Raw genomic sequence first — 21,110 nt, 5'->3', positions numbered from 1 at the left:
CGGTGGCATCCGCCATACGGTACACATCAGGGGCCGCACGCGGCCTGGTCAGTTTTTCAGTGCCTTGATCGCAAATTCGATCAGCTCATCCGGCGTCGCCCGATTTTCCTTCGAAAGACATTGCGCCACCATCTGCGGGTGGCAGAGGATCACGGTCGCAGCGCCGAAACATCTGGAGGCCGCATCAGCGTCCTGCTCGGGGAATTCGCCCGCGATAATCCCTTCGCGGATCACATCGGCGACAAGGGCGTGCAGACGATCGATGTGCTTGTCGATCACGTGCCAGTCGCGTTCCATCGCGATGACGACCATCTCGTGCACCTTCTGGTCGTCAAGCATGACCTCCACGGTCATCTGATGTTGCGCGCGGATATATTGCCGCAAGCGCTCCGTCGCGCTCAGCGGCAACCGGCAGATGCCCTGCGCCTGCTGGTAGCTGGCCGCCAGCATGCGGCCGCAGATCGCCTGGTGGATCTCCGCCTTCGAGGCGAAAAAGCGGTAGATGTTGGCCGGCGACATGCCGAGGTCACGGGCGATGTCGGCAACATTGGTCTTCGAATAGCCGAAATGCCGAAAAAGCCTTTCGGCCGCGTCCAGGATCCGCGAGACGTTTTCCTGACGCGTGGCATCCAGCTGGCTTTCAATGCTGTCGTCCATATAGGCTTACTTTCGATTCACGACTGACGATTTTCGTATTTCGTCACTCGTAAATCGAAAGCGATCTAACGTCAATCGAAACGAACAGTATTCGCCTCACGAAATGGTGTGCGCCCACCAACCGTTTTGCATGGCGTTGACTCGACACGCTGCGGTGGTTACTGCCGAATCCTCAGAGCAACCGCTCGACGGAGTTTCAGCGCAAAGGGTTCGCGTTCAATGGCTACTGGTCTCATCGCCCTGCTCGACGACATCGCGGCCATCGCAAAAATGGCGGCTGCCTCGCTTGACGACGTCGCCGCCCAGACCGCAAAGGCCGGTGCTAAAGCCGCAGGCGTGGTGATCGACGACGCGGCCGTGACGCCGCGCTACGTCGTCGGGCTGACGCCGGAACGCGAACTGCCGATCATCGGCCGCATTGCGCTCGGTTCGCTCAAGAACAAGATCCTGTTCCTTTTGCCCGGTGCGCTGCTGCTCGGCTATTTCGCCCCGTGGGCGATTACCCCCCTGTTGATGCTGGGTGGCATCTACCTCTGCTACGAGGGCGCCGAGAAACTCTATGGCGTCTTCTTTCCGCACGCGGCGCATGAGCACGAAAACGCCGTTCTCGGACAAAAGACCGATCCGGTCGCGCTCGAAAACGAGAAAGTCGCGGGCGCGGTGCGCACCGATTTCATCCTGTCGGCAGAGATCATGGCGCTGACGCTCTCAACCGTTGCCGATGCCAGCATCTATACCCAGGGCGCTGTGCTGGCATCGGTCGGCATCGCCATCACGCTTGCCGTCTACGGCGTTGTCGGATTGATCGTCAAGGCCGATGACGCGGGCGTCGCATTGGCCAAAACCTCCGTATCGGCGCTGCGCGTTATCGGTCGCGGCCTCGTTGTCGGTATGCCGATCTTTCTGAAGGTTCTCGCGGCGATCGGGACCGCGGCGATGCTCTGGGTCGGGGGCAGCATTCTCGTCCATGGCCTTGCGCAGATGGGATATCCCGGGCCGGAACACATCATTCACGACATCTCCGAAACCGTGGTCCACGCGCTTTCCATTGCCCCGGGCCTGATCGGCTGGATCGCCACGTCGGCGCAGCAGGCCCTGCTCGCCATTGGCGTCGGCGCCGTGACCATTGCCGTCATGGGCAATGTCGTCGCGCCGATCTGGGGCCGACTGAGACCCGCAAGCCACTGACCTCCCCCAGTACCGGCACCGCTATACTCTGGCCCTGCTGGGGCCAGAGACATGTGCGTTCGCTGATCGGTCGATATTGAGCGACCGGATAAGCCGCGCTCAGCTCGTGGCGAGGTGTGCTTTCGACGGATCGGGAATGACGACGATCGGGCTGCCGTCGCGGACCTGATCGTGCAGATAGACGACATCCTGATTGAGCATGCGGATGCACCCGGACGAGACGGCCTTGCCGATCGACCGCGCCTCGGGGCTGCCGTGGATGCGGTAGAGCGTATCCTTGCCGTCCTTGTGGATATAGAGCGCCCGTGCGCCGAGCGGGTTCTTCAGCCCCGGCCCCATGCCGCCGTTCTTGATGCTGTACGGCTCGAGCTTCGGCTGCCGGGCGACCATTTCGTCGGGCGGCGTCCAGCGCGGCCATTTCCGCTTGTAGGCCACCACCGCCCGCCCGGACCAGGCAAAGCCCTCGCGGCCGACGCCGATGCCGTAGCGCATGGCGCGCTGGCCGGGCAGGACAAGGTAGAGATACTTCGCCGGCGTATCGACGATGATCGTGCCCGGGCGCTCCTGCGTCGGGTAGTCGACTTCCTGACGCCAGTACTTCGGATCGACTTCAGGGACATTGACCGCGGGAATCGGAAATTGTTCATCCGGCATGGCGTAGTACATCGGCGGAACGGCACCCTTGGGCGGCGGCGTCATCTCGACCACCGCTGGCTTCGGTGTCGGACGCGCGGTTGTCGCACAGCCTGAAAGCAGGATGGCGGTCGCGCCAACGAAAAGGCTGCGACGCGTCAGCGTGCCGCCTGATCGCAAATCGGCTACGGCTGATGGCAACTGGTTCGGTTCATCTAAATCGGACATTCATCGACTCGGGGCTTGTTACGATGACGCCCAAAGGAATGCGCTACCTTAAGGCTGCCTTAAGGGAGGTGCTAAACAACCACCGCCGATTATGTAGTGGAGATCTGAGTGCGGGTACTGATTGTCGAAGACGATGACATTTTGCGTGACGGGCTGAAGGTTGGGCTGGCGCTCGCCGGTTTTACGACCGATGCCGTTGCCTCCCGGGAGAGCGCCGATGCGGCGCTGGCGGCAGGCCGCTTCGATGCCGTCGTCCTCGATCTCATGCTCCCTGACGGCTCCGGCACCGACGTCCTGAAAAAGCTGCGCGGCGCGCGCAACGATACGCCGGTGCTGCTTTTGACAGCCCGCGACACCGTGGCCGATCGCGTCAGCGGGCTCGACATGGGCGCCGACGACTATCTCGGCAAGCCCTTCGATCTCGATGAGGTCGCGGCACGCCTGCGCGCGCTCGCGCGTCGCTCCGCCGGGCGCTCGACCGCCCTCATCGAATGGGCGACGATCCGGCTCGACCCGGCCCGGCAATCGGTGGAAAAGGCCGGCACTCCGGTGCGGCTTTCGCGGCGGGAATACTCCATTCTGCATGCGCTGATGTCGCAACCCGGTGCCATCTTTTCGAAGGCGACGCTGGAGGACAAGCTTTACGGCTGGCAGGAAGAGGTTGAAAGCAACACCGTCGAGGTGCACATCCATCACCTGCGAAACAAGCTCGGACCCGGCCTCATCGAAACTGTCAGGGGCATCGGCTACCGGCTCGGCGGCGACACCTGATGCGATCGATCCGCGCACGCCTCTTCATCATCCTGCTCGTCACCACCGGGCTCATGTGGCTTTCGGCTACGCTCTGGATCTTCTTCAGCACCCGCGCCGAGGTCGAGCAGGTGCTTGACGCCCGGCTGATGGAGGCGGCGAAGATGGTGAGTTCGCTGGTGGTCAACCAGGAGATCGACCCGGACAGGCCGGCACAGACGAAAGCTAAGATCCCGGTGCTCGACCACCCGCATTATGACCGGCAGCTTTCCTGCCAGATCTGGTCTCTGGACGGCACCCTGATCGGCAAGTCGGAAAGCGCACCGGAGACGACACTGTCGGCGCATGCGACCGGCCTTTCCGAAACGGTGATCAACGGAGAAACATGGCGGGTCTACGCGGTCGAAAACGCCGAGCTTGGCGTGCGCGTGCTGGTCGGCGACAACCTGCGCATCCGCGACCGGCTGGTCAACGACGTCGTCAAGGGCCTGCTCTTTCCAGCCCTCCTGATCATACCGCTGCTGGCAACCCTCATCTGGCTGAGTGTCGGGCGTGGCTTGGCGCCGCTCAGAAAACTGGCCGGTGATCTCGCCGCCCGCGACGCCTCGGACCTGCACCCGATCAAGGAGACCGCAACGCCGAGCGAGATCAGCCCCGTGCTTCGCGCGCTGAACGGCCTATTCGGCCGCGTCGCCGGCGCGCGTCAGCGCGAGCAGAACTTTATCGCCTTTGCCGCCCATGAGCTGAGAACGCCGCTTGCCGGCCTGAAGACCCAGGCTCAGGTGGCGTTGGCGAGCAACGATGCCGAAATCCGCGAAAAGGCGCTTGGCCAGATCGTCGCGGGCGTCGACAGGACTGGACGGCTCGTAAGGCAATTGCTCGACATCGCCTCGGTCGAAGCATCCGAAACAGCGCGTGCTGCCGCCGAGGTCAATCCCGGCGAGATGCTGTTCTCGCTCCGGAGCGAACTGCTTGGCCATGCCGGCAGTGCTGCGTCCGTTGTCGTCGATCCCAGGCTCTTCGAGCTGCGGGTCAGGATCAATTCCGATCTGCTGCGACTTGCCGCCCGCAACCTGATGGAAAATGCGCTCCATCACTCGCCGGCCGGCGGTACGATCCACTGCTCAATCGAAAACGATGACGGCGCCGTAACAATCATGATCAATGACGATGGACCGGGTATCCCGCCGGAAGAGATGCCTCACGTCACCGAGCGCTTCTTCCGCGGCCGCTTCAAGGCCGCGATCGGCAGCGGCCTTGGCCTCAGCATCGCCGAACTCGCGCTCGATCACGCGGGCGCGGCGCTGGCATTGCGAAACGAGGTCGGGGGTGGATTGTCCGCCGGGATCGTCCTGCCTAGACACCTCATCGCGTGAGTTCAGCCTCAAGCATAGTTTTCTTCTGCGTTTCTCCAGTAACTATGGCGCAAGGTTTGGGCATGGCCTAAGCAAGCTCATTCTACAAGTCGTGGGCCAACGATGATGGACAAGCGTATCGAAACCTTCCTCGCCGACATCCGCGACCGGGGCGATGCCCAGTTCGCGATCGTTTCACAGCTGCGCGAGATTGTGTTGGCATCCGGCCCGGGCATTTCGGAAGAGATCAAATATGGCGGCCTGCTGTTTTCTGGCGCGCGGCCATTCTGCGGAATATTTCCCTATTCGGCTCATGTCACTCTGGAGTTCAGCGAGGGGGCGGCACTGCCGGACGCACATGGGGAGCTGAAGGGCCAGGGCAAGGGGCGCCGTCACATCAAGATGCATTCTCTGTCCGATATCGCGGGAAGACATGTGGCCGTCTATATCGGCTTGGCGCTTAGGGCCGCCAACGCCTGATAGAGATGGAACGCCTTGTCAGCGGAGCGTACCATCTGCCGGCATGCTGACTTTCTCCACGTAATACCGGGGAATGCCGGTGCGCTCGCGATCGCGATAGAAGTCGATACAGAATTCGACAAAGGCCCTGAAGCGCTTCGACACGTGCCGCCGGCGCGAATAGATGAGATTGATCGCCGTTTTCGGCGAACGCCACTCGGCCAGCACCGGCTGCAGCAATCCCGCCTGCCGCTCCGTCTCCACGAAGAATTCCGGCAGGTAGGCGATCCCCTCGCCCGCAACTGCGAAATACTTGATCGTCCAGTAGTCATTGGTCGTACAGGTGGCGGCCGGCAGCAGGTCGACCTCGGCAGCTCCCTCACGGGTCAGATACCAGGATTGCAGCCGCGTCGGCTGGCGAAAGACGAGGCCGCGGTGGCCGGTCAGATCGTCGGGCGTCGATGGCTGACCGTGCCGGGCGGCATAGTCGGCGCTGGCAAACAGGCCGTAGGATGAGACCGAAAGCCGCCGGCTGATGTAGTCGACGTCGGACGGCTCGCCCCAGTGAAAGATGCCATCAAGCGCCTGTTCGGTAACGTCGGAGAACGGCTGCCTGGAGCTGAGGAACACGACGTCAAGATTGACCTGCGGATATTGCTGCCGAAATGCGTAGAGCAGTTCGGATGTAATCGTCGTGCCGAATTCACCGGTCGAGCCGACGCGCAGCGTGCCCGCCACCTCCTGGCGCATCTCGGCCATCGCCGTTGCCGCATCCTCGCAATTGGACTGGATCAGCCGGGCATAGCGCAGAAACTCGGCTCCGGCGTCGGTCACATGCAGTTGATGGCCCTCGCGCACGAAGAGTTCGATGCCGAACTCGTCCTCCAACTGGCGGATCTTGTGGCTGAGCGTCGATTTCGGCAATCGATGCAGGCGCGAAGCCGCTGAAATCGAACGGGAATCTGCAACTTTGACGAAACAGTCGAGAAGCGATAGGTCCATTTTTCGTCCAAAATCTTGGATGATATGTCCGATAAATACGCCATTTCGGCCCATTGTACAAACGAAACCAAACTGGGAAACTTCATCGACGCTAAGGGAGAGGTTTCAGTGAGCAATATCAGAGAATTCATCCGGGCAGCCTCGGGCACCGGCAACAAGGCCACATTGGCGATCCGCGGCGGCCGGCTGGTGAACGTCGTGTCGGAAGAGATCTACCAGGCGGATGTCGCGATCTATGGCGAACGGATCATCGCCGTCGGCGACATCTCCGACTATGTCGGACCGGACACGAAAATCGTCGATGCCACCGGTAAGTATTTGGCGCCCGGCATGATCGACGGCCATCTGCATGTCGAATGCTCGAAGATGTCGCTGACCAGCTTTGCCAAGGCGGTCGTGCCGCTCGGCACCACGTCGATCGTCACCGGGCTCGACCAGATTATCGTCGTCGGCGGGCCGGCTGCCGCACGCGAATTCCTCGACGAGGCCAGAGAGACGCCGCTCAAGGTCTTCTGGGGCGCCCCGTGCAAGACGCCCTACACCATGCCGCGGTCAACCGTCGGCCACTATTTCAGCCCGGCCGATCACCAGGCAACCCATCACTGGCCGGAATGCGTCGGCATCTGGGAAACGGTGCGCGAGTTCATCCAGGAGGAAGACCCCGACGTGCTGGCAGCGCTGGAGCTCGCCGAAAAGAGCCGGCTGCCGGTGCTCGGCTGCTGCCCAATGACCCGCGGCGCGCGGCTGAACGGCTACCAGCAGTCCGGCGTGCGCGCCGACCACGAAAGCTATTCGCCGGAGGAAATGCTCGAGAAGCTCAGGGCCGGCATGCATGTGGTCGTGCGGGAATCCTCGATCTCCCACTTCCTCTCCGACAATCTGCGCATCGTCACCGAGATGGGCGTCAAGGCCCTGCGCCGTATCAGCTTCTGCACCGACGACGTCGTTGCCAGCGACATTCTCAAGCGCGGCCATCTCGACAACATGGTACGCATGGCGATCGCCATGGGCATTTCGCCAATGGCGGCGATCCAGATGGCGACGATCAACGGTGCTGACGCGCTTCGCATCGACGACAAGGTCGGCTCGATCTCTCCCGGCCGCGCCGCCGACATCCTGCTCGTCAACGACCTGCGCGAATTCCGGATCGACGCCGTCATCGCCAAGGGAGAGGAAGTCGCGCGCGACGGCCGCATGGCCATCGAACTCGTGCCGCCTCCGCGCAGCCCCGCCTTGCTCACATCGATGAAGGTCACGCCGCTCGAGCTCGACGATCTGAAGCTGCGCTATGAAGGCCCCGGCGACACCGCCGCGGCCATGGCGATCGCCGTCACCCCGGAGAAGATCTTCGTGCGCACCCGCCGCGACGTCACCCTGCCGGTAAGAGACGGCTGCGTGCTCGCCGACCCGGCCCAGGACATCCAGTATGTCACTGTGGTCGAGCGCTACGGCAAGACGAAAAACCGCCCGGTCGCCTTCACCTCCGGCTTCGGACTGCGCGAAGGCGCCATCGCCAGCTCGACCGCGCCCGACGACAACAACATCATCTGCATCGGCGCCAACCCGGAAGACATGCGGGTCGCGATCAACCACCTGATTGCCAACCACGGCGGCCAGGTGGTGGTCAGGGATGGCAAGGTCGTCTCCTTCCTGCATCTTCCGATCGGCGGCATCGTCTCCGATATCGAGCCATCGGAAATGGCGGCGCTGGAGGAGGAGCTGGACGACGCGGCACGGGCGCTCGGCTGCACCCTGCCATGGCCGTTCATGTACATGTTCGTGCTTCAAATTACGGCGATCCCGGAATATGCCATCACCGATCTCGGGGTCGTCGATTGCGTCCAGTTGAAAGTCATCTCGCCGCTTCATGGGAACGGCGGCGAGGACGAACGCGCCGCAGCTGCGGAGTAAAGCCTTGGAAGGGGTCGGCATCGCCGGCCCCTTCCTCACTTCAAAAAAAGGGGAACAAAATGAACTACCAACCCAAGGCCGTGGAGCCGGCTTCTGGCAAGGCGCAAGCCTCCTGGCTTGCCAGCCTGCTCGACCGCTACTTCCAGATCTCACAATTCGGATCGACGATCCGCACCGAAATCCTTGCCGGGCTGACGACCTTTCTCGCCGCGTCCTATGTCATCGTCGTCAACCCATCGATCCTGTCCCATGCCGGCATTCCGTTCTCGGCGGGCGTCACGGCGACCGTACTCGTCAGCTTCATCGGTAGCTGCGCCATGGGGCTCTATGCACGAAGCCCGATCCTTGTTGCGCCGGGCATGGGCATCAATGCGCTCTTTGCCTATACGATGGTGGTCGGCGCCAAGGTGCCGCTCGAAATCGCGCTCGGCTGCGTCTTCTGGGCCGGTGTGCTCTTCACCGTCATGGCCTTCTTCAACTTGCGCCAAACGATCATCGAGGCGATCCCGGTCGATCTGCGTTACGGCATCGCCTGCGGCATCGGCCTGTTCATCGCGCTGATCGGCTTTGAAAACGCCAAATTCATCGTCGCCAATCCCGATACGATCGTCGGCCTGACGACGTTCAACTCCGTCACCCTCACCTTCATTGCCGGCTTCATCCTGACGGTTGGCCTCGTGGTTCGTAAGGTGCCCGGCGCAATGATGGCCGGTATGATCCTCACCACCATCCTCTCCATCCCGATCGGTCGCTGGTGGGGCGATGGCAGCGCCTTCTGGCCGGATACGCCTGACGTGCATACGCTGGTCAACTGGAGTGGCTTTTCCGCTGCACCCGACTTCAGCTTCGTCGGCCAGATCGATCTTGTCGGCGCCTTGAGCCTGATCTACGTGCCGTTCATCTTCGTCTTCCTGTTTACCAACTTCATCGAGGCGCTCTCGACCTTCCTCGGCCTTGCCGAAGCGGCGGATCTCAAGGACGAGCAGGGATTGCCGCGCAACATCAAGCAATCCATGCATGTCGATGCCGTCGCCGCGCTGATCTCGGCGCCACTCGGCACCAGCCCCGCCACGGTCTATCTGGAATCGGGCGCCGGTATCGCCCAGGGTGGTCGAACCGGGCTCGTCGCGCTTGTCGCGGGCCTGCTCTTCGTGCCGTTCCTGTTCCTGTCACCGCTCCTGTCGCTCGTCCCGGCCGTGGCAACCGCGCCGGTGCTGATTCTCACCGGCCTCTTCATGTCGGAGCCGATGAGCAAGATCCGCTGGACCGACCTCGACGAGGCAATTCCAGCGTTTCTCGCCATCGTGCTGATCCCGCTGACATTCTCGATCACGCTCGGCCTGTCGCTGGCCATCATCGCCTATGTGCTGATCAAGCTGGTCTGCGGGCGGGCGGGTGATGTAAAGCCGGTCATGTGGTTCGTCGCCCTGCTCGCGGCAGCGCTTGTCGCTCAGACCCAGTAAAGCCTTCCTGCGCCCTTTTTACTCAGAAGTGAAAAGGGCGCCGGCATCGTCTCCATTCGAAGGAACCTGTCATGCTTCAATCCTGGTCGAGGACCGCACCCGAGCTTGTCGACGTCGCCATGGGCCGGACGCCGGCCGACCTCGTGATCCGCAACGGCAAATGGGTCAACGTCTATTCCGGCGAGATCATTCCGCACACCGACATCGCCGTCAAAGCCGGTCGCTTCGCCTATGTCGGGGCCGACGCCAGCCATACGATCGGCGAGGGCACCAAGGTTGTCGATGCTAGCGGCCGCTATCTCGTACCGGGGCTCTGCGACGCGCATATGCATGTCGAGAGCGGCCTTGTCACCGTCACCGAATTTGCCCGCGCCGTCATCCCGCACGGCACGACGACGATGTTCATCGACCCGCACGAGATCGCCAACGTGCTCGGCCTTGCCGGCGTCAAGCTGATGAACGACGAGGCACAGAGCCTGCCGATCAACGTCTATGTGCAGGTGCCAAGCTGCGTGCCGAGCGCCCCCGGACTTGAAACCGCCGGCGCCGAACTCTCGGCCAAGGACGTGGCGGAGGCGCTGCGCTGGCCGAACATCATCGGCCTCGGCGAGATGATGAATTTCCCGGGTGTCGCCTTCAATGATCCCAAGATGGTCGCCGAAATCGCGGCAACCCAGGATGCGCGACTGACCGTCGGCGGCCACTACGCCTCGCCGCATCTCGGCCGGGAGTTTCACGCCTATGCCGCCGGCGGCCCGGCCGACGACCACGAGGGAACGACCGTCGAGGACGCGATCGCCCGCGTCAGGCAGGGCATGCGCGCCATGCTCCGGCTCGGTTCCGCCTGGTTCGACGTTGCAGCCCAGGTCAAGGCGATCACCGAGGCCGGTGTCGATCCGCGCAACTTCCTGCTCTGCACCGATGACAGCCACTCCGGCACGCTTGTCCACGACGGCCACATGAACCGGCTGGTGCGCCACGCCATCGCGCAAGGGCTGAAGCCGATCACCGCCATCCAGATGGCGACGCTCAACACTGCCCAGCATTTCGGCGTCGAGCGCGAACTCGGCTCGATCGCGCCCGGAAGGCGCGCCGACCTGATCATCACGTCGGACCTTGCCGCGCTGCCGATCGAGATGGTGTTTGCCCGCGGCGAACTGCTGGCAGAGTCCGGTGCACTGGTGCGCGATATCCCGCCGTTCGTTTATCCAGAAAGCGCCCGCGACACCGTGCATCTCGGCAAGACCCTGAAGGCCGGAGATTTCGACATCGGCCTCAACGCCACCGCAACTCGCGCGCGCGTCCGGGTGATCGGCGTCGTCGAGAACCAGGCGCCGACGCGGGCGCTCGAGGCCGAGCTTTCGGCAGCGGGCGGCATCATCGAGATGGACCGCGCCCAGGACGTCTGCCAGATCGCGCTGGTTGAGCGCCATCGCGGCACCGGCGACGTCGTCAACGCCTTCGTTTCCGGCTTCGGCTACGACAGCGACTGCGCCGTTGCCAGCACCGTGGCGCATGACAGCCACCACATGATCGTCGTCGGCACCAACAAGGACGATATGGCTAAGGCCGCAAATCGGCTGCATGAAGTTGGCGGCGGCATCGTCGTGATCAAGGACGGCAAGGAACTCGCGCTGGTGGAACTGCCGGTCGCGGGATTGATGTCGGACCAACGCGCCGAGATCGTGGCTGACAAAGCTGCGGCGATCGTCGAGGCGATGCGTATCTGCGGCTGCCGCCTGAACAACGCCTACATGCAACATTCGCTGCTGGCGCTCGTCGTCATTCCCGAACTTCGCATCTCCGACAAGGGCCTGATCGACGTCCGGACCTTCGAGAAGGTCGACGTCGTCTTTTCGTAACCATGCCGCCAAAAGCACTCGACCGCCTGCAAGGGCGGTCGAGATCTGACGTCGAAACATGTTGCCGGCAGGTTCTCGACAAGCCTAGCCGTCCAGGATGATGCCAATCGCCCGATCGAGCACCTGGTGCAGACCGCTGGCGTAGAAGCACATCCGGTAGCCCGAGCCGACATTGCTGGTCATCGCGATCGTCAGCCCCGATTTCGGCTCATGCTGCATCACGGTGACATAGCCGGGAATGCTGCCCTGATGGCCATAGGTGAGCCGATCGGCATAGCTGCTCTGGAACAGCCCCGCCCCCGTCTCGCGCATCCGTGTGCCGGGAAAGCTGACGGCGACGCGGCCTTCGCTCATCTCCCTGAACATTCCGTCCGCCAAAAGCTTGCCGCCAAACAGCGCCTGCATGAAAGAGACCATATCATCAGGCGTCGAGACCATGTCGCCACAGGCATAGGCGGCCGTAAACGGAAACGAATCCGAGGAATCCTGCAGCGCGTCGGAATAGGGCAACACGCCATCCATGCGCCACATCTCGGCGCCGGCAGCGATACCTGCCCCGGCGTCCGCCGCCGGCGGCGGCCGGTGGTAGTAACCGCGCACCATGCGCTCCTCAGGGAAGCTTTCGGTCGACGGCGACCAGGTGTTTTCGAGCCCTAGCGGTTCGAGCACCTGTTGGCGGACATAGGCGCCGAGCGATTGGCCGGTGATCTGTTCGATCAACATGCCGGCCAGCACATAGCCGGTGTTGTTGTAGACGGCCGGTCCGTCGGGCGCCGTCTGGGTGCCCACCCGAAATGCGAGATCCACGAGTTCCGCCGGCGTCCAGATGCGATCGGGCGTCATCGGTATGTCGTATTCGAACTCCGGCAGCCCGCCGCGGTGGTTGACGAGCTGACGCACGGAAATTGCGGTAGCTCCCGGCAGATCAGGAAACCAATGCGAGATCGGCGCGCCAAGATCCACCGCACCGCTGTCTGCCAGCTTCAAGAGGGCAGCAACGGTAAACGTCTTGGTGCAGCTGCCGATCTTGAACAGCTGCGTCGGCGAAACCGGCCTCCCCCGCGCCCGGTCGGAAAACCCCGATGTCACAGTGACGGTCTCGCCCTCGCCCTGCGAGAAGGCCAGGGAAACGCCGACCGCACCATCGTTGACGTAGCCTTGAAGCAGCCGGCTCAGATCGGCAAGCCTGGCGCTACCGTTCGCTGTCATCCCATCCATCCCGCTTACTCCGCGATATCGACGTTGGCGAAATTCTGTCGGCCGAAGGCGTCGAGAACGTAATTCGTCACGCTCTTGCGCACCGGGATCGACACGACCGAATGGGCAATCGGCGCCACCGGAACCTCGGCCTTGAGGATGGCCTGTGCCTTACCGTAAAGCGCTGCGCGCTCCTTGGGATCGGCGGCGACGCGTGCATCCTGAAGCAGCTTTTCGAAATCGGCGTTACACCAGCGCGCCCGGTTGGAGCCGCCTTTCACGCCGTCGCAGCTCAGGAGATAGCTCAGCATGTTGTCCGGATCGCCGTTGTCGCTGCTGCCGCCGAGCAGGAAGGCGTCATGCTCGCCCTTGGCGGTGCGGCTCAGATATTCTGCCCATTCGAAGCTGACGATCTCGGATTTGACGCCGATGGCGTTCCAGTCGGCCTGGATCATCTCCGCCATGCGACGGGCGTTCGGATTGTAGGGGCGCGACACCGGCATCGCCCAGAGGGCAACCGACAGGTCGCCTTCGTGCCCGGCTTCCTTCAGGAGCGCCCGGGCGCCTTCCGGATCGTAGTCGATGCCCGCATCCTTGGCGGCACCGAGCTGGGCCGGCGGCACGACGCTGCCGGCAACGCTGCCCGCGCCCTGATACACGGCCTCGACGATCGCCTGCCGATTGACGGCCTTGGCAAGCGCCAGGCGGATGCGCGCGTCGTCGAGCGGCTTATGTTCGACGTTGAAGCCGAGAACGCCGATATTCTGGCCTTCGAGGTTGTAGACGGTTACGTCAGGATCGCTTTTGAGGTCGGCGACAGCTCCGGGCGGTGGTGGTGCCGCCACCTGGCACTCGTTCGCCTTGAGACGGGCGACGCGCACGGTGGGCTCGGGCGTGATCGCAAAGACCAGGGTATCGATCTTCGGCGCGCCGTTCCAATAATCCTTATTGGCGGCGTAGCGGATCTGGCTGTCCTGCGCATAGGCCTCGAGCACGAACGGCCCGGTGCCGACAGGTGCCTGGTCGATCAGTTGCGGCGTGCCCGCTGCCACCATCTTCTCGGTCTGCTCCAGCGAGAGGATGGAGAGATAGTCGAGCGCGATGCTGGGCAGGAACGTGACGTTTGCAGATGTCAGCGTGAATCGCACCGTATGATCGTCGAGCTTCTCGATCTTCTCGATCAGCGGCCCCAGCCCGAGCGCGTTGAAATACTCGTAAGATGCGTTCGACAGCTTGTGGTAGGGATTATCGGCATCGCGCTGGCGGTCGAAGGTGTAGAGCACATCGTCGGCGTTGAATTCGCGCGTCGGGGTAAACTGTGCGTTGGCGTGGAACTTGACGCCATGGCGCAGATGGAAAGTGTAGACCTTGCCGTCTTCCGACACATCCCAGCGCTCGGCGAGCGCCGGTCCCACTTCCGTCGTGCCCGCCTTGAATTCCACCAGTCGGTTGAAGATCGGCTTGGCAGCCGCATCCATGGTGGAATCGGCCGTCCCGATCATCGGATTGAACGTCTCCGGGCTCGCCTCGGAGCAGTAGACCAGGGTCTTGGCGTAGGCCTGGCCGCCCAAGAGGATTGTCGATGCGACGAGCGCGGTGCGCAGGATCAGACGTGTGGATTTCATAGCAAACGCTCCTGGTTGCCTTGGTGTTGGCGTCGCCGCGGGTTCTCCTCACCGCATCGACGACGTTTCGATCTTCATGGCCGGTCGGTCATTGCCCGACCGGAGAAAACGATAGGGTCTGGGCCGTCTCGAGAAATCGGACGGGCGCAACCGCGTCGAACTCAACGCCGAGGTCGGCGACGTCCTGCGGCATCGCGGCGTCACGCAGCAGCGCCGAGGCGATCCGAGCCAAGGTCAGCGACACCTGGAAACCATAACCGCCCTGGCCGCCGAGCCAGAAAAACCCCGGCAAACGCGGGTCAAAGCCGACCACGGGCGTGCGATCCGGCGAGAAGGTGCGCAATCCGGCCCAGGGTCTTTGCGGGCGGCCGATGCGAAGTTCGGTTGCCTGCTCGATCCGGTCGACGGCGATCGCAACGTCGATATCCTCCGGATAAGCGTCGCAGGGTGGTGAATCCGTTTCGTCGGCCAGCGAGCCGATCAGCTTGCCGGCATCCGGCTTGAAATAGAAGCGCTCGTGCAAATCGACGGCGAGCGGCCATTGGCGGGCGTCGCGCCCCGGAGGCGGATCGAACATGAAGGCGGTTCGCCGCTTGGGCGAAAATCCGAGTCGCGCCAGCCCGGCCCGCTCGGCGATCACATCGACCCAGGCCCCGGCCGCGTTGACGACCATATCGCCCTCGTAGGAACCGGCCGAGGTCACCACCTGAAAGCGGCCGGAAACACGGGAGATCTCCAGTACCTCCTCGCCGGAGACGACAGTTCCGCCAAGCGCCTTCAGGGAGGCAGCGCAGGCATGGACCATTTTGCCCGTGTCGATATCGAGCGCGCCGGGCTCGTAGACGCCGCCGCAGGTGGTGTCAGTGCGGATGACCGGGATGAGGCGATGGACCTCCTCTGCCGAAAGCCGACGGACACTCGGCACGAGCGCCTGGTACTTCTGCGCCAGTTCATCGACCATCGCATCGTCGTCGCACCCACCGAAATGCAATGCGCCGCGCACATGCTCGGCGAAACCACCGTCGACGATGGCCGGCCGGCTGGCAACGGACAGCGCCCGCACCACGGCGTTGCCATAGGTCTCGGCAAACAGCGCCGCCGAGCGGCCGCTCGCGTGATAGCCGAGATGCACCTCGCGCTCGATGAGCGTCACCGAAGCCCATTGCTGCACGGCCGCTGCAACCGACAGGCCGGCGATACCGCCGCCAATGACAATCACTTTGGGAGAAGAGGTTCCTGAGCGCATAGCCATTGGTAAAATCATTTTCCGATACGGTCAATATTTAGCGTATCGGAAAATTCTTGATGCTTGTTGCGAGGCTCCCGGAGTTGAACTAGCTAGTTAGGTGTCGCTTGCGAGAGAAAACCATGTCGGAACAGCCAAACCTCGGCGATTGCCTGCGGAACCTGAGGAAGCATCATGGCTGGACCCCTCAGGACGTCAGCCACCTGACCGGCGTCGCCGTCTCGACCCTGTCCAAGGTCGAGAACGACCAGATGTCGCTGACCTATGACAAGCTGCTGCAGATCTGCGCCGGCCTCGGCGTGCATGTCACCGAATTGCTCAGCGGCGACAGCAAGCAGCCGCCCGCCCGTACGCGCCGCTCGGTGACCTCAGCCACCACGACGCTGCGCCAATTGACCCGTAACTACGACTATCACTACCTTGCGACCGATCTGGTGCGCAAACGCATGGTGCCGATCCTCGCCCATGCCCGGGCGCGCACCCTCGCGGAGTTCGGTCCGCTGACGCGCCATGCCGGCGAAGAGTTCCTGATCGTGCTCAAGGGCGAGATCGAACTGCATACCGATCAATATGCACCGGTGCGACTGAAAGCCGGCGAGAGCGTCTATATCGATTCGACGATGGGCCACGCCTACCTCTCGGTGGGCGAAGGCGACGCGGAAATGCTCTGCGTCTGCTCCGGCGATGAGCCGGACATGGAAAAGACGCTGCTCAGCATCACCGACCGCGCGCTGACGGATCAATAGTGCACGGGGCTTCCCCCTTCCGTGCAGAGATTGGCAGGTGAACCACCTGCATTCAGCATCGTGGCCGATTTGATGCGCGATCTGTCCTAAATCATCCCACAAGCACTATTAATGCCAAGCCAGGTTTCGCTTATATTCTCCAGCAACAGCATCCGAAGTGGAGAGTGTCATGTCGAACGCCGGAATACTCGACGACGTCACGGTCAAGCCCGTCGGCCGTCACACGATTGCAAACCTGCCGATCAATCTGTTCGCCTCTGTCATGGGGTTGGCCGGGCTCAGCCTGGCATGGCGGGAAGCCGTGAAGGTTATCGCCCTTTCCGCAATCCCCGGTGAGCTCATCGGCTGGTTTGCCGTCCTCACCTTTATCGCACTTGCCGTCGGCTACATCACGAAATGGGCCCGTCATCCCGCCGCCGTCGCCAAGGAATTCAGCCATCCTGTTCAGGGGAATTTCTTCGCCACCATTGCGATCGGCCTTTTGCTGCTGTCGGCTTTCCTCGGGCCCTATAGCGCTGCCGTCAGCCAGGCCGTCTGGATCGTCGGACTCACCCTGACCTTCACGCTGGCCTATGTCGTCGCCAGGCGATTTCTCACCTCGCCCGAGAACGCCGAGCACACGCTGCCGCCGCTGCTGATCCCGGGCGTCGCCACGTTGGACATAGCCGTGACGGGCAAGGCTATGCCGTTCGCCTGGGCTCATGAAGCTAACCTGTTCGCCTTGGCCGTCGGTAGCGTCGTCGCCGGCATCTTCGTCACCCTGATCTTTGCCAGGTTGAGGCACCACGATCCGCTGCCGCTGCCTGCCCGCCCGTCACTGATGGTACTCGTCGCTCCGTTTGCCGTCGGCTTTCTCGCCTATACCAATCTCACCGGCTCCGTGGACATGCTGGCCAGCGTGCTGTTCTATTTCGCTTTTTTCCTGACGCTGGTGCTGTCGCCGATGGTGTTCCGCAGCCATGTTCCGTTCAGCGTCGCCTGGTGGGCCATCAGCTTTCCGCTCGCCGCCTTCTCTATCGCCTTCTTCCGTTACGCCGAAGCCGCCGATACCGATCTGCTTCGCGCCCTGGCTGTCGCAATGTTCGCCTTTCTCACCGTCGCCATCGGTGTTGTCTTCGTGAGGACGATGACCGAGATTCTGTCGGGGAAACTGTTTCGGGTGCACTGATGTCGAAGGTCAATGTTGCCATTCTGGCGATGCCGGGCGTCCAACTGCTTGATGTTGTCGGGCCGTCGGATGTCTTTGCGGAGGCAAACCGTCAGAGCGGCACGGACTTCTATTCGGTGGCAGTTGTCGGACTGGACGACAGCCCGATCCGCGGCACATCGGGTCTTCGGCTGCTGCCGGACCGAACGATCGACGACGCCGCCGATGATTTTCACACGGTGCTTGTCGCCGGCGATCCGCTGATCCAGGAAAGGCCCATTCCCGACCGAGTGCTGGCTTGGGTAAAGGCTGCGTCGGAAGGGCCGGAACGGCTCGGCTCGGTGTGTTCCGGCGCATTCGTACTGGCGGAAACCGGCTTGCTCGACGGGCGCAAGGCGACAACGCACTGGTCGCAGGCCATCGAGTTTTCCCGGCGGTTTCCGCAGGTGAAGCTCGAGCCCGACCGCATCTTTACCCGCGACGGTAACATTTGGACGTCAGCCGGGGTGACGGCCGGCATCGATCTGGCGCTTGCAATCGTCGAGAAGGATCTCGGCCTCGAGACCGCGTTGAAAGTCGCGCGCGAACTCGTGGTCTTTCTCAAGAGACCCGGCGGGCAGTCGCAGTTCAGCACGCATCTGGCAACGCAAATCGCCCAGCGAACACCGATCCGATCTGCGCAGGAATATATCGCCGACAACCTGAAGGCCGAGCTGACGGTCGCCGCGATGGCAAAGCGCGCCGGCATGAGCGCACGCAACTTTGCCCGTCAGTTCAAGCAGGAGGTCGGCATGACACCGGGCGACTACGTGGAATCGATGCGGCTGGAGGCCGGACGGCGTTTGGTCGAAGAAACGAACACGCCGATGAAAGCGATCGCCCGCGATCTGGGTTTCAATGACGACGTTGCTTTCCGGCGCGCCTTCGTTCGCAAGTTCGGCGTTTCGCCCGTTGCCTATCGCCGCTCCTTCGGCGTCTGAGAAGCGACAGCGACGAAGGCTGATAACGTCCCAGGTCGGTTGACAGCAACTGAGCATGGGCATATTCATCATGTCATCTGATGACTTGACGAATTTATCATGCATCCCATCAACCGAACCAATCTGGCCGACAGTGCGGCCGAAAGCCTGCGCGCTGAGATCGTCAGCGGCCGCTGGGGTGTGGGTGACCGCATCCCGAACGAAACCGCGCTGACCGAGCTTTTGTCCGTCAGCCGGGGCACGGTGCGTGAGGCCGTGCGCGTGCTGGTCTCGCAAGGTCTGCTCGATACCCGCCAGGGCTCCGGCACCTATGTGCGCTCGACCGTCGATCCGGCCGGCGCGCTCGACCGCGTCAAGCGCGCCGGACTGCGCGACCAATGGGAGGCGCGAGCCGCCCTTGATGTCGAAGCCGCAAGGCTTGCCGCCATCCGTCATACGCCGGCCGACCTCGAGCGCATGACCCGACTGCTGAAGGCGCGCGGCAGCGTTGCCGACGGCGGCTACGAGGCCTTCGGCCATCGCGACATCGCCTTTCACAAGGCGATCGTCGAGGCCTCAGGCAATCGCGCCATCGTCGAACTCTATGATTTTTTCACCGCATCGATCCTCGAAACCATCCAATCGACGCTCAAGGGCGACGTGCCGGAACCGGACGATGCCGCCCACGCGGCGATCGTCACGGCAATTGCCACCGGCGACCCGGACCGTGCCGCAGCCTCTGTCCGCGCCTTCATGGCGCCGGTGCTGCGCGAACTCGACAGGCTTCTTTCGCAATGAACCAGACATTCCGTAGCCCCGACCCGAAGGCCCATCAGGCCGCAGCCATCAACGGCCTCGAAGACCAGTTGATCGACGCCGAAGCCGACAGCGTACCGGAGCCTCAGCCGCCGGCGTTACCGCGGGGTGCGGCGCGCTTCGTCCTCGGCGCCAGCCTCGTGCTGATCGCCTTCAACCTGCGCCCGCTGTTTTCCAGCCTCTCGGTGTTGCTGCCGGAAGTGATGCGCGATACCGGCCTGACGACTGCGGGCGCCAGCCTGCTGACCACCCTGCCGGTGCTCTGCCTCGGCCTGTTTGCACCTTTAGCTCCGAAGCTGGCACAGCGCTTCGGCGCCGAACGCACCCTGCTCGGCGCCCTGGCTCTGCTGGCGCTCGGCACAGTGCTGCGCGGCTTCGGACCGGTGCCGCTGCTCTTTTTGTCGACATTTGCTGCGGGTGCCGCGATCGCGATTGGCAACGTGTTGCTTCCGGGCCTCGTCAAGCGCGACTTCGCCGACAAGGCGGCGATCATGACCGGGCTTTATACCATGGCGCTGTGCGCCGGGGCGGCCGGTGCCGCCGGCCTGACCCTGCCGCTCGAACACGGTATTACCGGCTCGTGGTCCGGCGCGCTCGCCATCTGGGCGCTTCCCGCCTTCATCGTCTTGTTGATCTGGACGCCGCAGGCGCTTGGCAGCAAGGCGCAAGTGAGACACAGCGGCTTTCGCGTCGTCGGCCTCTGGCACGATCGGCTCGCCTGGCAGGTGACGCTGTTCATGGGCCTGCAGTCGGCGTTGGCCTACTGTATCTTCGGCTGGCTCGCACCCATTCTGCGGGAGCGCGGCTTCGACCCGGCGACGGCAGGCGCGATCGTTTCCGTCTCGATCATGACCCAGGTCGTCACCTGCCTGCTGGTTCCCTCCTTCGCCGTTCGCCGCAAGGACCAGCGCGGCATCAACGTCGCGCTGATCGCGGCTGCGGTGATCGCCCTGCTCGGCATTCTCTTCGCGCCGCCGTCGACGGTGATTTTCTGGGCCATTCTGCAGGGCTTCGGCCAGGGCGGGCTGATTGCCGTGGCGATGACGCTCATCGTGCTGCGCTCGCCGGATTCCCATGTCGCCGCCCACCTCTCCGGCATGGCGCAGGGGGTCGGCTATGTGCTTGCCGCCATCGGCCCGCTGCTCGTCGGGCTCATTCGCGACTGGACGGGAAGTTTTGACGCCGCCGCCATCCTGTTCGTGGCCCTCGGTCTCGGGGCCGCGATCATGGGCTTTCGCGCCGGTCGAGCGCTGCATGTCGGCGCGCGGACGGTCAGGATCGACGGCTGAATTTTATCCGCTCAGCCGTCGATTTTCCCCTTGTTCAGGAGACCCGTTCCATCTCCGGCAGGGCTTCGAACAGGTCTGCGACGAGGCCGTAGTCGGCGACCTGGAAGATCGGTGCTTCCTCGTCCTTGTTGATGGCGACGATGACCTTCGAGTCCTTCATGCCGGCCAGATGCTGGATCGCGCCGGAGATGCCGCAGGCGATGTAGAGATCGGGGGCCACCACCTTGCCGGTCTGGCCGACCTGCCAGTCGTTCGGCGCATAACCGGCATCGACCGCCGCACGCGACGCACCGACGGCGGCACCCAGCTTGTCGGCAACCGGCAGGATCACTTGCTGGAACTTCTCAGACGAGCCGAGCGCCCGGCCGCCCGAGATGATGATCTTCGCCGAGGTCAGTTCCGGACGGTCCGACGACGACAGCGCGTCGGCAACGAAGGTCGAAAGACCGGGGTTGGCCGCAGCCGCGATCGTCTCGACCGAGGCCGAGCCACCCTCGGAGGCCGACGCAAACGAGGCGGTGCGCACGGTGATCACGCGCTTGGCCTCGGTCGTCTGCACCGTCTGGATGGCATTGCC

General features: G+C 63.2%; 19 protein-coding genes. 12 read left to right on the top strand and 7 right to left on the bottom strand.

Annotated features, from left to right (window positions below):
- Positions 1 to 48: 48 nt before the first annotated feature.
- Positions 49 to 657, bottom strand: a complete 609-nt coding sequence (locus ABIE33_RS22000; RefSeq protein WP_429129440.1) for a TetR family transcriptional regulator — start codon at positions 655 to 657, stop codon at positions 49 to 51.
- Positions 658 to 876: 219 nt separating this feature from the next.
- On the opposite strand from ABIE33_RS22000, the gene ABIE33_RS21995 reads away from it, so the two are divergent.
- A complete protein-coding gene (locus tag ABIE33_RS21995; RefSeq protein WP_429129438.1) occupies positions 877 to 1,845 on the top strand; it encodes a DUF808 domain-containing protein in 969 nt (322 codons plus the stop codon).
- Between the two features lie 99 nt (positions 1,846 to 1,944).
- Here the strand turns inward: ABIE33_RS21995 and ABIE33_RS21990 are convergent, their stop codons facing one another.
- Positions 1,945 to 2,706 carry a L,D-transpeptidase gene (locus ABIE33_RS21990; protein ID WP_429129435.1) on the bottom strand — a complete coding sequence of 254 codons (762 nt, stop codon included), beginning with the start codon at positions 2,704 to 2,706 and terminating at the stop codon, positions 1,945 to 1,947.
- Between the two features lie 108 nt (positions 2,707 to 2,814).
- On the opposite strand from ABIE33_RS21990, the gene ABIE33_RS21985 reads away from it, so the two are divergent.
- The 3 genes from ABIE33_RS21985 (at position 2,815) to ABIE33_RS21975 (ending at position 5,291) form a co-directional block, all read left to right on the top strand.
- Entirely contained in the window at positions 2,815 to 3,477 is a 663-nt protein-coding gene (locus ABIE33_RS21985) for a response regulator (RefSeq protein ID WP_429129433.1), read from the top strand.
- Positions 3,477 to 4,832, top strand: coding sequence for an ATP-binding protein (locus tag ABIE33_RS21980; protein ID WP_429129431.1), 1,356 nt, complete (start codon positions 3,477 to 3,479; stop codon positions 4,830 to 4,832). Before ABIE33_RS21985 ends, ABIE33_RS21980 begins: the two co-directional genes overlap by 1 nt.
- A 105-nt stretch (positions 4,833 to 4,937) precedes the next feature.
- Positions 4,938 to 5,291: a DUF1801 domain-containing protein gene (locus tag ABIE33_RS21975; protein WP_429129428.1), complete on the top strand. Its 354-nt coding sequence runs from the start codon at positions 4,938 to 4,940 to the stop codon at positions 5,289 to 5,291.
- An 18-nt stretch (positions 5,292 to 5,309) separates the two neighbouring features.
- On the opposite strand, the gene ABIE33_RS21970 is transcribed toward ABIE33_RS21975, so the two are convergent.
- Positions 5,310 to 6,272, bottom strand: coding sequence for a LysR substrate-binding domain-containing protein (locus ABIE33_RS21970; RefSeq protein WP_429129425.1), 963 nt, complete (start codon positions 6,270 to 6,272; stop codon positions 5,310 to 5,312).
- A 108-nt stretch (positions 6,273 to 6,380) separates the two neighbouring features.
- Between ABIE33_RS21970 and ABIE33_RS21965 the strand changes: the two genes are divergently transcribed.
- The 3 genes from ABIE33_RS21965 to ade all read left to right on the top strand — a co-directional run bounded on the left by ABIE33_RS21965 (position 6,381) and on the right by ade (position 11,508).
- Positions 6,381 to 8,183 carry an adenine deaminase gene (locus tag ABIE33_RS21965; RefSeq protein ID WP_429129423.1) on the top strand — a complete coding sequence of 601 codons (1,803 nt, stop codon included), beginning with the start codon at positions 6,381 to 6,383 and terminating at the stop codon, positions 8,181 to 8,183.
- 59 nt (positions 8,184 to 8,242) lie between these two features.
- Positions 8,243 to 9,646: an NCS2 family permease gene (locus tag ABIE33_RS21960; RefSeq protein WP_429129420.1), complete on the top strand. Its 1,404-nt coding sequence runs from the start codon at positions 8,243 to 8,245 to the stop codon at positions 9,644 to 9,646.
- Positions 9,647 to 9,717: 71 nt separating this feature from the next.
- Positions 9,718 to 11,508, top strand: coding sequence for an adenine deaminase (ade, locus tag ABIE33_RS21955; protein ID WP_429129417.1), 1,791 nt, complete (start codon positions 9,718 to 9,720; stop codon positions 11,506 to 11,508).
- 84 nt (positions 11,509 to 11,592) lie between these two features.
- Here ade and ABIE33_RS21950 read toward each other — a convergent pair whose 3' ends face one another.
- The 3 genes from ABIE33_RS21950 to ABIE33_RS21940 form a co-directional block, all read right to left on the bottom strand.
- Positions 11,593 to 12,717, bottom strand: a complete 1,125-nt coding sequence (locus ABIE33_RS21950) for a serine hydrolase domain-containing protein (RefSeq protein WP_429129414.1) — start codon at positions 12,715 to 12,717, stop codon at positions 11,593 to 11,595.
- 14 nt (positions 12,718 to 12,731) lie between these two features.
- Entirely contained in the window at positions 12,732 to 14,330 is a 1,599-nt protein-coding gene (locus ABIE33_RS21945) for an ABC transporter substrate-binding protein (RefSeq protein ID WP_429129412.1), read from the bottom strand.
- Between the two features lie 88 nt (positions 14,331 to 14,418).
- Complete coding sequence (locus ABIE33_RS21940) at positions 14,419 to 15,582, bottom strand: NAD(P)/FAD-dependent oxidoreductase (protein WP_429129410.1); 1,164 nt, start codon at positions 15,580 to 15,582, stop codon at positions 14,419 to 14,421.
- A 116-nt stretch (positions 15,583 to 15,698) separates the two neighbouring features.
- Between ABIE33_RS21940 and ABIE33_RS21935 the strand changes: the two genes are divergently transcribed.
- The 5 genes from ABIE33_RS21935 (at position 15,699) to ABIE33_RS21915 (ending at position 20,533) form a co-directional block, all read left to right on the top strand.
- Positions 15,699 to 16,322 carry a helix-turn-helix domain-containing protein gene (locus tag ABIE33_RS21935; RefSeq protein WP_429129408.1) on the top strand — a complete coding sequence of 208 codons (624 nt, stop codon included), beginning with the start codon at positions 15,699 to 15,701 and terminating at the stop codon, positions 16,320 to 16,322.
- A 169-nt stretch (positions 16,323 to 16,491) separates the two neighbouring features.
- Positions 16,492 to 17,490 carry an SLAC1 anion channel family protein gene (locus tag ABIE33_RS21930; RefSeq protein WP_429129405.1) on the top strand — a complete coding sequence of 333 codons (999 nt, stop codon included), beginning with the start codon at positions 16,492 to 16,494 and terminating at the stop codon, positions 17,488 to 17,490.
- Complete coding sequence (locus ABIE33_RS21925) at positions 17,490 to 18,449, top strand: GlxA family transcriptional regulator (protein ID WP_429129403.1); 960 nt, start codon at positions 17,490 to 17,492, stop codon at positions 18,447 to 18,449. Before ABIE33_RS21930 ends, ABIE33_RS21925 begins: the two co-directional genes overlap by 1 nt.
- A 99-nt stretch (positions 18,450 to 18,548) precedes the next feature.
- Complete coding sequence (locus tag ABIE33_RS21920) at positions 18,549 to 19,226, top strand: FadR/GntR family transcriptional regulator (RefSeq protein WP_429129400.1); 678 nt, start codon at positions 18,549 to 18,551, stop codon at positions 19,224 to 19,226.
- On the top strand, positions 19,223 to 20,533 hold the full coding sequence (locus ABIE33_RS21915; RefSeq protein WP_429129398.1) for a CynX/NimT family MFS transporter: 1,311 nt from the start codon (positions 19,223 to 19,225) through the stop codon (positions 20,531 to 20,533). Before ABIE33_RS21920 ends, ABIE33_RS21915 begins: the two co-directional genes overlap by 4 nt.
- Before the next feature lie 34 nt (positions 20,534 to 20,567).
- Here ABIE33_RS21915 and ABIE33_RS21910 read toward each other — a convergent pair.
- Positions 20,568 to 21,110, bottom strand: a 543-nt coding sequence (locus ABIE33_RS21910) for an electron transfer flavoprotein subunit alpha/FixB family protein (protein WP_429129395.1), incomplete at its 5' end; no start/stop codon positions are given.

Origin of the sequence: Ensifer sp. 4252 (genome assembly GCF_050434565.1) — a bacterium.
Lineage (GTDB): Bacteria > Pseudomonadota > Alphaproteobacteria > Rhizobiales > Rhizobiaceae > Ensifer.
The sequence above is the reverse complement of the archived record's forward strand: the minus strand, read 5'-3'. Positions and strand labels throughout refer to the sequence as shown.